This window comes from Bradyrhizobium sp. Unk1 (assembly GCF_059512345.1).
Genome location: NZ_JCAMOP010000017.1, coordinates 114,997 through 127,425 on the forward strand (window position 1 = coordinate 114,997; position 12,429 = coordinate 127,425).

General features: G+C 63.9%; 12 protein-coding genes. 8 read left to right on the top strand and 4 right to left on the bottom strand.

The window, feature by feature from the left end:
• Window positions 1–132 precede the first annotated feature (132 nt).
• Window positions 133–882 carry an outer membrane protein gene (locus AC5ZFO_RS22835; RefSeq protein WP_282520405.1) on the top strand — a complete coding sequence of 250 codons (750 nt, stop codon included), beginning with the start codon at window positions 133–135 and terminating at the stop codon, window positions 880–882.
• Between the two features lie 13 nt (window positions 883–895).
• On the opposite strand, the gene AC5ZFO_RS22840 is transcribed toward AC5ZFO_RS22835, so the two are convergent.
• Window positions 896–1,486, bottom strand: coding sequence for a PadR family transcriptional regulator (locus AC5ZFO_RS22840; RefSeq protein ID WP_282520404.1), 591 nt, complete (start codon window positions 1,484–1,486; stop codon window positions 896–898).
• 196 nt (window positions 1,487–1,682) lie between these two features.
• On the opposite strand from AC5ZFO_RS22840, the gene AC5ZFO_RS22845 reads away from it, so the two are divergent.
• From AC5ZFO_RS22845 to AC5ZFO_RS22860, 4 genes are all read left to right on the top strand, one after another.
• Window positions 1,683–2,069, top strand: a complete 387-nt coding sequence (locus AC5ZFO_RS22845) for a nuclear transport factor 2 family protein (protein ID WP_282520403.1) — start codon at window positions 1,683–1,685, stop codon at window positions 2,067–2,069.
• Window positions 2,070–2,109: 40 nt separating this feature from the next.
• Window positions 2,110–3,900, top strand: a complete 1,791-nt coding sequence (locus AC5ZFO_RS22850) for an acyl-CoA dehydrogenase C-terminal domain-containing protein (RefSeq protein ID WP_282520402.1) — start codon at window positions 2,110–2,112, stop codon at window positions 3,898–3,900.
• A gap of 69 nt (window positions 3,901–3,969) precedes the next feature.
• Window positions 3,970–5,178 carry an acetyl-CoA C-acetyltransferase gene (locus AC5ZFO_RS22855; RefSeq protein ID WP_282520401.1) on the top strand — a complete coding sequence of 403 codons (1,209 nt, stop codon included), beginning with the start codon at window positions 3,970–3,972 and terminating at the stop codon, window positions 5,176–5,178.
• 203 nt (window positions 5,179–5,381) lie between these two features.
• Window positions 5,382–7,595 carry an FAD-dependent oxidoreductase gene (locus AC5ZFO_RS22860; protein WP_496122565.1) on the top strand — a complete coding sequence of 738 codons (2,214 nt, stop codon included), beginning with the start codon at window positions 5,382–5,384 and terminating at the stop codon, window positions 7,593–7,595.
• Between the two features lie 537 nt (window positions 7,596–8,132).
• On the opposite strand, the gene AC5ZFO_RS22865 is transcribed toward AC5ZFO_RS22860, so the two are convergent.
• Window positions 8,133–8,441: a hypothetical protein gene (locus AC5ZFO_RS22865; RefSeq protein ID WP_166345746.1), complete on the bottom strand. Its 309-nt coding sequence runs from the start codon at window positions 8,439–8,441 to the stop codon at window positions 8,133–8,135.
• 230 nt (window positions 8,442–8,671) lie between these two features.
• Complete coding sequence (gene gstA / locus AC5ZFO_RS22870; protein WP_282520399.1) at window positions 8,672–9,286, bottom strand: glutathione transferase GstA; 615 nt, start codon at window positions 9,284–9,286, stop codon at window positions 8,672–8,674.
• A gap of 126 nt (window positions 9,287–9,412) precedes the next feature.
• On the opposite strand from gstA, the gene AC5ZFO_RS22875 reads away from it, so the two are divergent.
• From AC5ZFO_RS22875 to AC5ZFO_RS22885, 3 genes are all read left to right on the top strand, one after another.
• Window positions 9,413–9,907, top strand: coding sequence for a MarR family winged helix-turn-helix transcriptional regulator (locus AC5ZFO_RS22875; protein ID WP_014498535.1), 495 nt, complete (start codon window positions 9,413–9,415; stop codon window positions 9,905–9,907).
• A gap of 101 nt (window positions 9,908–10,008) precedes the next feature.
• Window positions 10,009–11,379, top strand: coding sequence for a glutamate--cysteine ligase (locus AC5ZFO_RS22880; protein WP_038933719.1), 1,371 nt, complete (start codon window positions 10,009–10,011; stop codon window positions 11,377–11,379).
• Between the two features lie 112 nt (window positions 11,380–11,491).
• Window positions 11,492–12,058, top strand: coding sequence for a PAN domain-containing protein (locus tag AC5ZFO_RS22885; protein ID WP_496122566.1), 567 nt, complete (start codon window positions 11,492–11,494; stop codon window positions 12,056–12,058).
• A gap of 87 nt (window positions 12,059–12,145) precedes the next feature.
• Here the strand turns inward: AC5ZFO_RS22885 and AC5ZFO_RS22890 are convergent, their stop codons facing one another.
• Complete coding sequence (locus tag AC5ZFO_RS22890) at window positions 12,146–12,319, bottom strand: hypothetical protein (RefSeq protein ID WP_496122567.1); 174 nt, start codon at window positions 12,317–12,319, stop codon at window positions 12,146–12,148.
• Between the last annotated feature and the right edge of the window lie 110 nt (window positions 12,320–12,429).

The following is a 12,429-nucleotide window of genomic DNA, read 5'->3' on the forward strand; positions in this document are numbered from 1 at the left end:
TTGCCGCCAGGCACCGGCCCCAAAGCCGCGCCCCGACAAAGATTTCGCCACTCGCCCGATCCGCACGTCTCAATGGATAGAGAACGGCCCGATCCACGGGCAGGTTCTTGCCTGACTGGATTGTTGGCTGACATGAAAAGGTTGCTCGTGGCCGCGATGGCGGCCGGACTGGCATCGCATGCTGTTGCCGCCGATGCCCCGGCGGCGGCGCCTGCGGTGAAGGCGCCGGCGCCCGCGGGATACAATTGGACCAGCTGCTATGTCGGCATCCAGGGCGGCGGCAACTGGGGCAAGAGCGAGCATGTCCGGCGCGTCGGCGACGCCTCAGGGCCGACGATCACAGGGACTTTCAATCTCAGCGGCGCTGCCGTCGCGGGCGGAGTCTTCGGCTGCGATTTCCAGATCGAAAAGACCGTGCTCGGCTTCGAGAACGACGCGTCATGGACCAACCAGCACGGCAAGGTGCAGGATCTGCCGCCCTTCAATGTCGGGGTGACGAGCGGCACGCGGGAAAAATGGATCGATATGTTCCGCGGCCGTGTCGGTTACGCGCTCGATCAGTTTCTGATCTATGGCACGGCCGGTATCGCCTTCGCCGGCACCGAGGTCACCGTGTCCAACCAAGTGGTGCAGGTCACCAGCTCCCAGACCCGCACCGGCCTGGCGGCCGGGCTCGGTGGTGAATGGGCGGCCTATGTCGATACCTGGGGCGCCGTGACCCTCAAGCTCGAATATGTGCACGTCGATTTTGGCAGCAAACGATATGTCGATCCGCCGATCAGCGGCGCCGTCACGCGCGACGTCAGGCTGACGGACGACATCGTCCGCGCCGGCGTCAATGTCCGGTTCAACTGGGATAAGCCTGTCGTCACGAAGTACTAGGGCCGCTGACGAGCTAGCCTTTCCCCTCGCGCTTGCCGTCCTCCAGCGGCACGACCGTGCCCTTGCCGCTCATCGCCGATAGCGCCTGGAGCGCCTCTTCGCAGAAATCGGCCACCATCTGCTCGTGGCGGGCACCGAGCTGAAGCAGCAGCAAATTGCCGAGGTCGAGCACGCCCGACGCCGAGCCGTCCGGGAATCGTTTCTTGAGAATCCGTTCGTAGTTCTCGTGCCGGTCGCGGTGGTGCTCCAGCCGGGCCATCAGATCGGTGCGCATGGGCTCGATGTCGATGCTGTCGAGCGCGTGCAGCCGCACCAGCAGGTCGTCCTTGATCGAGGGCGGTGTGCTCGGCCGCGCGGCCCAGTGCCGCAGCGCTGTTCGGCCCTCGGGAGTCAGCGTATAAATCAGTTTGTTGGGCTTGCCCGATTGCACGACCTCGCGCCCCTGGATGAAGCCGCGGTCGCGCAGCTTCGAGAGCTCGCGGTAGATTTGCTGGTGGTCGGCTTTCCAGAAGAAGCCGATCGAGGAATCGAATGTCTTGGCGAGCTCGTAGCCCGTCATCGGACGTTCCGTCAGGCATGCGAGGATTGCGTCGCCGAGCGCCATGACACCAGCTCCCTTTCGAGGTCCCGACCAATTGACTTGACTTTATGCGCATCGGTGCATATGCGTCAATGTGCATATGAGGCGGGCTTCAGACCCGCCCTTATCGGCCATCGCGCTACTGTGCATGGGGTTGTTTTCGCGTTTTTGCCAAGGCCTTTCGATCAGGAAGGCCTTTGATCAAGGGAGGCACCTGAGAATGACCGGCCTCGATTCCTGGTACGCCTTTATGAAGTCCCACGACCGCGCCGCGCTCTGGGACCTGCTCCATCCTGACGCCGTGTTCGAAAGCCCCGTGGTGCATTCGCCACAGCGCGGCCGCGACATCACCTTCAAATATCTCACCAGTGCCGAGAAGGTGCTCGGCGGTCCCGGCTTCACCTATGTCGGCGAGTGGAAAAGCGCTGACGGCGCAGTGCTCGAATTCAAGAATGTCATCGACGGCATCGAGATCAACGGTGTCGACATCATCACCTTCGATGCCGAAGGACGCATCACCCATTTCAAGGTGATGGTGCGTCCGCTCAAGGCGATCAACATGCTGCACCGCCTGATGGCGGAGCAGTTGGCCGCCGCGCAATCCTAAGCCAACATCATCACTTCAGACCGCCTGCCGGGAGACCACCATGCCGATCTATAAAGCCCCCGTCGAAGACGTGAACTTCCTGCTCAACGACGTCTTCCAGATCGATCGCTACGACAATCTGGCCGGCTTCTCCGATGCGTCGAGCGACGTGCGCGAAGCCATTCTCGGCGAAGCCGCGAAGCTCGCGGAAGAAGTGCTGCAGCCGCTCAACCGCGTCGGCGATCTCGAAGGCTGCAAGCGCGCCGATGACGGCAGCGTCACCACGCCGACGGGCTTCAAGGACGCTTTCAAGCAAGTGGCAGAGGGTGGCTGGCTTGGCCTGTCGGCGCCGACCGAGTTCGGCGGCCAGGGCCTGCCGGTGACGCTGAGCCAGGCGGTCAACGAATTCCAGATCTCCGCCAACATGGCGTTCTCGATGTATGGCGGCCTCACCATGGGCGCGACCGCGGCGCTGATCGTGCACGGCTCGCCCGAGCAGAAGCAGACCTACGTGCCGAAGATGGTGGCGGGTGAGTGGACCGGCACCATGAACCTGACCGAGCCGCATTGCGGCACCGATCTCGGCATGCTCCGCACCAAGGCGATCCGCCAGCCCGACGGCAGCTTCAAGATCACGGGCACGAAGATCTTCATCTCGGCAGGTGAGCATGACCTCGCCCCCAACATCATCCACCTCGTGCTCGCCCGCATCGAGGGCGCACCGGCCGGCATCAAGGGCGTGTCGCTGTTCGTGGTGCCGAAATTCCTGGTCAATGCCGATGGTTCGGTCGGCGCACGCAACGGCGTGGTGTGCGGCTCGATCGAGCACAAGATGGGCATTCACGGCAATTCCACCTGCGTGATGAACTACGACAGCGCCACCGGCTGGCTGATCGGCGAAGAGAACAAGGGCATGCAAGGCATGTTCGTGATGATGAACGAGGCCCGCCTCGGCGTCGCCGTTCAAGGTCTCGCGCAGTCCGAGGTCGCCTATCAGAACGCGGTCGCCTATGCCCGCGACCGCATCCAGGGCCGCTCGCTGACCGGCGTCAAGGCGCCGGACAAGCAGGCCGACCCGATCATCGTGCATCCCGACGTGCGCCGCACCCTGCTCTCGATCCGCGCCTTCAACGAGGCCGCGCGCGCCTTCGTGATGTGGACCGCGCTGAAGAGCGACGTCGCCCATCGCTCCGAGGATCCCAAGGACCGGCAGGCCGCCGACGATCACATGGGCCTGATGACGCCGGTACTGAAAGGCTTCCTCACCGACTACGGCTTTGCCAACGCGGTGCAGGCGCAGCAGATGTATGGCGGCCACGGCTACATCGCCGAGCAGGGCATGGAGCAGTTCGTGCGCGATGCGCGTATTGCGATGATCTATGAAGGCGCCAACGGCATCCAGGCGCTCGACCTGGTCGGCCGCAAGCTGCCGCGCGACGGCGGCCGTGCCATCATGGCCTTCTTCGGCGAGGTCATGGCCTTCGCCAAGGAGAACGGCGGCGACGAGGCACTAAAACCCTTCATCGCGCCGCTCTCGGCTTCGCTCGGCCATCTCCAGCAGGCCACCACGTGGCTGATGCAGAATGCCATGGCGAAGCCGGACAATGCCGGTGCTGCCGCAACCGATTACCTGCATCTCTTCGGCTTCGTCGCGCTCGGCTACATGTGGGCGAAGATGGCCAAGGTGACGCAGGCGAAGATTGCCGCGAGCGGAGCGACGCCCTATCTCTCGACCAAGCTCGTCACCGGCCGCTTCTTCATGGAGCGCATGCTGCCGGAGACCGCCGCCAATCTCGCGCGCATCCAGGCCGGCTGCGCCACCATCATGGAACTGCCGGCGGAAGCTTTCTGAGGCTTCCCGCTTCGCCAATGATCCGACCGCGCCGCGGTCGTAACCAATAACTGCAATCAGGAGGCTCCCATGGCAGATGCCTATATCTACGACCACGTCCGAACCCCTCGCGGCCGCGGCAAGGCGGACGGCGCGCTGCACGAGGTGACGGCGCTCGCGCTCGCTACCGTGCCGCTGAAGGCGCTGAAGGACCGCAACAATTTGCCGGAAGATTCCGTCGACGACGTCGTGCTCGGCGTGGTCGACCCCGTCGGCGAAGCCGGCTCCGACATCGCGCGCTTCGCCGCGCTCAAGGCCGGCCTCGGTGAAGCCGTGCCCGGCGTGCAGATCAGCCGCTTCTGCGCTTCCGGCCTCGACGCCGTGAATTTTGCCGCAGCCCAGGTGATGAGCGGCCAGCATGAGCTCGTGATCGGCGGCGGCGCCGAATCCATGAGCCGCGTCGGCATCGGCGCCTCCGGTGGCGCCTGGCCGATGGACCCGTCGATGGCGGTGCCGGCCTACTTCATGCCGCAGGGCGTCTCGGCCGATCTGATCGCCACGAAATATGGCTTCTCGCGCGACGACGTCGACGCCTATGCCGTGCAGAGCCAGCAGCGCGCCGGCAAGGCCTGGGATGAGGGCCGGTTCAACAAGTCCATCGTGCCCGTGAAGGACATCAACGGCCTCACCATCCTCGCCAAGGACGAGCACATGCGTCCCTCGACGACGATGCAGTCGCTGGCACAGCTCCAGCCGTCGTTCACGATGATGGCGCAGATGGGCGGCTTTGACGGCGTCGCGGTGCAGTCGCACCCGGAAATCGAGCGCGTCAATTACGTGCACCACGCCGGCAACTCGTCGGGCATCGTCGACGGCGCCGGCGCCGTGCTGCTCGGCAGCAAGGAAGCGGGTGCGAAATACGGCCTGAAGCCGCGCGCAAAAATCCGCGCCTTCGCCAACGTCGGCTCCGAGCCCGCGATGATGCTGACCGGTCCGGTCGACGTCACCGAAAAGCTGTTCGCGCGTTCGGGCATGAAGAAGTCGGACATCGACCTGTTCGAGCTCAACGAAGCCTTTGCCTCGGTGGTGCTGCGCTACATCCAGGCGTTCGACATCGACAACGCCAGGATCAACGTCAATGGCGGCGCGATCGCGCTCGGCCATCCGCTTGGCGCCACCGGCGCGATGATTTTGGGCACCGTGCTCGACGAGCTCGAGCGCACCAACAAGTCCACCGCCCTTGTGACGCTGTGCATCGGCGGCGGCATGGGCACCGCGACCATCATCGAGCGGGTCTGATTTCTTACCCTCTCCCCTTGTGGGAGAGGGTGGCGCGAACACGCGGAGCGGGTTCGAGCCGGGTGAGGGGTCTGTCTCCGCGGATGCAGACCCCTCACCCCCTCGCTTCGCTCGGACCCTCTCCCACAAGGGGAGAGGGTAAGACGAGATCTCAAGTCAACCGCCGCGCCTGAGATCGGCTGCGGCACCGAGGAGCAACCAACATGGCTTACAAGAACTTCAAGGTTGAAACCGATTCCGACGGCATCGCGCTCGTCACCTGGGACATCCCGGGTCGTTCGATGAACGTGCTCGACGAGACCTCGACCAGTGAGCTCGATGCGATCGTCAAGGAAACCACGGCCGACGCCGCGGTGAAGGGCGTCGTCATCACCTCCGCCAAGGAAGCGTTCTGCGCCGGCGCCGATTTGTCGATGCTCGAGGGCATGAACCAGGCCTACGCCAAGGTCCTGAAGGAGCAGGACGAGACCGCCGCGAACCAGATGCTGTTCGACCAGAGCCGGCGCTTCTCGCAGGTGCTGCGCTCGATCGAGACCTCCGGCAAGCCGTGGGCGGCCGCGATCAACGGCCTCGCGCTCGGCGGCGGTTTCGAGATCACGCTGTGCTGCCACTACCGCGTGGCGGCGGAAAATCCCAAGACGCGCCTCGGCCTGCCCGAGGTCAAGGTCGGCCTGTTCCCCGGCGCCGGCGGCACGCAGCGCGTGCCGCGCCTGGTACCGCCGCAGGACGCGATGACGATCCTGCTCAAGGGCGATCCGGTCACGGTCGAGAAAGCCAAGGCGCTGAATCTCATTCACGCCATCGTCCCTGCGGCTGATCTCGTCAAGGCAGCGAAAGACTGGATCAAGGGCGGCGGCAAGGCCGTCGCGCCCTGGGACGAGAAGGGCTTCAAGCCGCCGGGCGGTCCGGTGTTCTCCAAGGCCGGCATGATGATGTTCCCGGCGGGCAACGCGATCTATCGCCGCGAGACCTACGACAATTATCCCGCCGCGCGTGCGATCATGAGCTGCGTCTATGAAGGCCTGCAGCTGCCGATCGACGCGGCACTGCGCGTCGAGTCGCGCTACTTCACCTCGGTGCTGCGTTCGAAGGAAGCGGCCGCGATGATCCGCAGCCTGTTCCTGTCGATGCAGGAGCTGAACAAGGGCGCGCGCCGTCCGAAGGACGTAGCCCCGACCCAGGTGAAGAAGATCGCGGTGATCGGCGCCGGCTTCATGGGTGCGAGCGTCGGCTACGTCTCGGCCCGTGCCGGCCTCGACGTCGTCCTGATCGACCGCGACCAGGAGAGTGCCGACAAGGGCAAGGCGCATGCGCAGAAGGTGATCGAGGAGCAGATCAAGAAGGGCCGCGCCAAGCCCGGTGACGCCGATGCGCTGCTCGCGCGCATTACGCCGACTGCGGACTACGCTGCGCTGAAGGACGTCGACCTCGTTATCGAGGCCGTGTTCGAGGACCGCAAGGTCAAGGCCGAGACCTTCGCCAAGGCGCAGGAATATCTGAAGCCGGACGTGATCTTCGCGTCGAACACGTCGACGCTGCCGATCACCTCGCTGGCCGAAGGTTTCAAGGACCAGGGCAAATTCGTCGGCATCCACTTCTTCTCGCCGGTCGAGAAGATGATGCTGGTCGAGATCATCAAAGGCAGAAACACCGGCGATGTCGCACTCGCGACCGCGCTCGACTACGTCCGGCAGATCGGCAAGACGCCGATCGTCGTCAACGACAGCCGCGGCTTCTTCGCCAACCGCTGCGTCGGCCGCTACGTCGCCGAAGGCAACGAGATGTTCCTGGAAGGCGTGCCGCCTGCGATGATCGAGAACTGCGCCAAGTTGGCCGGCATGCCGGTCGGCCCGCTCTCGCTCTCGGACGAAGTCGCACTCGACCTCGGCCTCAAGATCATGAAGGCGACGGAAGCCGATCTCGGACCGAACGCCATCAATCCCGATCAGAAGAAGCTGATGGTGGAGATGGTCGAGAAGCAGGGCCGTCTCGGCCGCAAGAACAGCAAGGGCTTCTACGACTACCCCGAGAAGGGCAAGGGCCAGAAGAGCCTGTGGCCGGGGCTGTCGGCGCTCCAGCCGAAGCAGCTCGACCCCGATACGCTCGACATCGAAGAGCTGAAGCAGCGTTTCCTGGTGGTGCAGGCGGTGGAAGCCGCGCGCACGGTCGAAGACCACGTCATCACCGACCCGCGCGAGGCGGATGTCGGCTCGATCCTCGGCTTCGGCTTCGCGCCGTTCACCGGCGGCACGCTGTCCTACATCGACTTCATGGGAACGAAGAAATTCGTCGAGCTCTGCCACAAGCTGGAGGCGAAGTACGGCTCGCGCTTCACCCCGCCGAAGCTTCTCGAGGAGATGGCTGCCAAGGGAGAAACCTTCTACGGCCGATTCGCGCCGAAGAAGGCTGCGGCCTGACCGCTTTCTTCGTAGCCCGGATGGAGCGCAGCGAAATCCGGGACGATCTCACCAGATGCAAAGACCCCGGATTACGCTTCGCTCCATCCGGGCTACGCATCCAGGAACCGAAAGGCCGGATCGTCGATCCGGCCTTTTTGTTTGGGGAGACATCATCACGGTTGCGTCAGATTTGTTCCCGGCTTGTGGAACCAGTCACAGAATTCGCGTAGGAACCGTGCCAGAGTCCCTGCTGCCGCAGCGTCGCGCAATTGTCATAGGCGTGTCAAAGCTGCGCCGTTCTTTTGCTCGGCCCTGGCACTAGTCTTGCTCTGGGTCAGGGCCACGAACCCGGTCGGGACACTTGCCGAGCCATCGGCAGGTTGAAGACAAAATAAGAAAGTATCCTTGATGAACTCTTTGGTGCTGCGGAAGACCGCGCTCGGTCGCGATCTCACCGCGAAGTATGCTGTTGAACCCGCCACTCCCCGCCTCTCCCCGCAACAGAAGCCGGCGCGCCTGCGCCGCAAGGGACCGATGCTTTGGGCCGCTTTGGCGTTACTTGTGCTGGCGGCGGATTTTATGCTGGCTTCCCTCGCCTGGCTCGCCGTCGACTTCGTCATGGGCTGAGACCCCCCGCGCGTGCAGCAGGTAGGCCGCCGCGAAGTAGGCGAGCTGGCAGGCGGCAAGACAGATGGCGATGACGGTCACACCCGCCATCATTCCGAATTCGTAAACGCGAAGAATGATTGCCGAGAAAACTGCGATCGCCGGCGCAATCAATATCAGCGCCCAGATCCTGAAAACATAACCTGTCGCTATTCCCACCAAAGCACTTGCGACGATCAGGACCAAGGCAATCGTCAAGTTCAACTCCGATGAAAGTACAAACAATCCTCTAACAATTCCGCCAAGCTCGCGCGCTTTACGGGTACTGACAAGACAGCACTACTTACATTTGGCGAACAGTAGTTCATAAGTCTAATGATAGGTACGATGATCCGGCGAGATGGGTTCGCACCCACCCCGCTCGGGGCAGAATACGAAGGGGCCGGATCGTCGATCCGGCCTATCGCGTGTTGCACGTTGCGATGCGCTTACCTCGCCTGCGCAAGGCCTTCCTTCTTCAGCGCCTCCTGCACCTGCGGCCGCGCTGCGACGCGAGCCTTGTAGGCGGTCAGGTTCGGCATGGCCGAGAGGTCGAACTTCATCCGGTCGCCCCAGGTCAGCATCGTGAAGAGATAGCCATCGGCCACCGTGAACTGCTTTCCCATGAGGTAGTCGCGGCCGGCGAGCTGGCTGTCGATGTATGTCAGCTTGCCCATGACGCGGTCCTTGAAGAAGGCCTTGGCCTCGTCGTTCAGCGCCGGCGCGAACAGCGGGCCGAAGCTCTTGTGCACCTCCGAGGTGAGGAAGTTCAGCCACTCCAGCAGCTTGTAGCGCTCGGAACTGCCGTGGGCGGGCGCCAGCGCCTTTGCGGCGGCCTGGTCCGCGATCATCTGGACAATGACCGGGCCTTCGGTCACGATCTCGCCGCTGTCGAGGCCGAGCGCAGGGACCTGGCCCTTCGGGTTCAGCTTCAGATAATCCTCACCATTTTCGAGCTTCTTGGCCCGGATATCGACCTTGACCAGCTCATAGGGCAGGCCGGCTTCCAGGAGCGCGATGTGGGGAGACAGGGAGCAGGCGCCGGGCGTGTAATAGAGTTTCATGGAATTTCCTCCTCTTGACGCTTGGTTAGGGCGAAAGAACGACTACATGCGCCTGCATCCAATAGTCAAGATTGATGCAGGTGCATCGAGTAGGGTAAGAGACGGGCGACGAGCTTGAGCGGGACCATGAAACGCAAACCATCGACCGAGGCTACTTCCGCCTGGATCCGCCTGATGCGGGTGCAGAGCCGCGTGCTCGATTGCGTCGAGCAGGACTTGAAGAAGGCGGGATTCCCGCCGCTGGCATGGTACGACGCGCTGCTCGAATTGTCGCGAGCGCCCTCGGGTGAGCTGCGGCCGGTGGAACTCGAGCGGCAGATGCTGATCCCGCAATACTCCACCTCGCGCCTGATCGACCGCCTGGTCGACGAGGGACTCGCCTCCCGGCGCGAATGCAAGATCGACAAGCGCGGCCAGTTCGTGGAGATCACGGAAGCCGGCCGCGAGTTGCAGAAGCGGATGTGGGGCGCCTATTCGGCCGCGATCGAAAAGTATGTCGGCTCGAAACTGTCCGATGCGGATGCCGTCAAGCTCAGCGGTCTGCTCGACCGTCTCGGCTGCTCGTGCGGCGAGATGAAACTGCCGCCCGTCCACGTCAACGAAACCACGCCGTCGCGATGATCGTGCGGCACACCAGCTCGTCCGTGCACCCCCTGGGTTCGCGGACCACCCCGTCACCCGCGCGCCTTCGATCGAAGCGCCCTTTTTGATTAGAGTTTGATATGGCGCGAGACCAGATCGATATGACGCCGCTGCAATCGCGCGACGAACTCGTCGCGTGGTTCGAGGCCGGCTGCAAGGACCCGTCCGAATTCCGCATGGGCACTGAGCACGAGAAGACGCCGTTCACGCTCGAAGGCCACCGTCCGGTGCCTTACGAGGGTGCGCGGGGCATCGGCGCGCTGCTCGAAGGCATGAAGCTCCTGCTCGGCTGGGAGCCGATCATGGAGAAGGGCAACATCATTGGCCTCTACGACGTCACCGGCGGCGGCGCCATCTCGCTCGAGCCCGGCGGACAGTTCGAACTCTCCGGCGCGCCGGTCGAGAACGTGCATCAGACCCAGAGCGAGCTGATGGCGCATCTGGCGCAGGTGCGCGAGATCGCGACTCCGCTCGGCATCGGCTTCCTCGGGCTCGGCATGACGCCGTCCTGGTCGCGCGCCGACATCCCGGTGATGCCCAAGGGCCGCTACAAGATCATGACCAATTACATGCCGAAGGTCGGCCAATACGGCCTCGACATGATGTACCGGACCTGCACGGTGCAGACCAATCTCGACTTCTCCTCCGAAGCCGACATGGTCAAGAAGCTGCGCGTCTCGCTCGCGCTGCAGCCGGTCGCGACCGCGCTGTTTGCCAATTCGCCGTTCACCGAGGGCAAGCCGAACGGCTTCCTGTCGTTCCGCTCCGAGATCTGGCGCGACACCGACAATGCGCGTTCGGGCATGATGCCGTGGGCATTCGAGGACGGCATGGGTTTCGAGCGCTATGTCGACTACGCGCTCGACGTGCCGATGTATTTCGTCAAGCGCGACGAGGATTACATCGACGTCTCGGGCTCCTCGTTCCGCGCCTTCTTCGACGGCCGCAACAACAATCTGCCCGGCGAACGTCCGACGCTGTCGGACTGGGCCAATCATCTTTCGACGATCTTCCCGGAAGTGCGCCTCAAGCGCTATCTCGAGATGCGCGGCTCCGATGGTGGCCCGTGGGGCCGCCTGCCGGCGCTGTCGGCGTTCTGGGCCGGGCTGCTCTACGACGATGTGTCGCTCGATGCCGCCTGGGACCTCGTGAAGCACTGGACCGCGCATGAGCGCCAGGCCCTGCGCGACGACGTGCCGCGGTTCGGCTTCAAGGCGCGGATCAAGGACCGCTATCTGTTCGAGATCGCCAAGGAATGCCTCGTTCTGGCCCATGCCGGCCTGCGCCGCCGCGGCCGGATCGACCAGCTCGGCCGCGACGAGACCCGGCATCTGGAGCCGCTCGATCGCATCATCGATTCCGGCCGGACGCCGGCCGAGGAGATGCTGGAGAAGTTCAACGGCGCCTGGAACGGCTCCGTGGAACCGGCCTACGCGGAATACGCGTTCTAGGCCAGAGGCCGACGACCAGGACCGGAGCCGTTCATCGCCCATACAGGTTTGCGGCGATCAAATGACCGGCTGAAAAAACCTGAGCGCCGTCAATAACTCGAAAGCTGTTCCGATGGGGAAGGGCCGCCTGCGTGGGGCCGTCATGGCAAACGTCGTGGCCTGCGCCACGTTGCTTTTGCTCGTGTTTGCGAGCGTGCCTGCGCGCGCCCAGACGGCGTTCGACCGGCCCGGCGGCGACTATTTCAGCTCGCCGGTGACGTCAGGTGACCCCGAGGATTGTGCGCTGCTCTGCGAGCGCGACCGCCGCTGCCGCTCCTGGAGCTTCAATTATCCCGACGTCGAAGGCGGCTCGGCAGTGTGCTGGCTCAAGAACACGGTGCCGCCGCGCGTCCCGGGCAGCTGCTGCATCTCCGGCGTGCGTGGCGCCGGCGTGATCGAGCCGCGGATCGAAGGCGTTGAAACGTCGATCGACCGCCCCGGCGGCGACTTGCGCAATTTCGAGATCAAGGACGGCGAAGGCGAAGAGGCCTGCAAGGCCGCCTGCACCGCCGACAACAAGTGCCGCGCCTTCACCTATTCCCGTCCCGGCTACACCGGGCGTGAAGCGCGCTGCTTCCTGAAAAAGGAAATCAAACCGCCGCGCCGCAAGGCGGGCTTCACGTCGGGCGTGATCAGATAGCGCACAGCGAAGCCAGCGGCCCGCTCCTCAATTCGCCGCCGACACCAGCCTGTCCCCGCACGCATTCGCGTAGAACTTGCCGCCGCACTAGCGCTTGATGGCGGCGCAGCGCACCGCGGGAGACACACTTTCCGGAACGCTGAAGCGGCAGCTCAGGCCGTCGGCACTGCGGCCCGGCTTGCCGGCGGCAAAGGCGGCGCTGGAAGCGGTGATGCAGATGACGAGGAAGGCCGCGGCGGCGATTTCGATCAGCAGTCTCATGGACGTTTCCTCCACACTGAGGGCTGAATCTGCCCTCAATCTAGCACCGAATCCGCATCTCCCCGTACGCTTCCGGGTTCCCAAATCGGCCCGTTCCTTGCATAAATTTA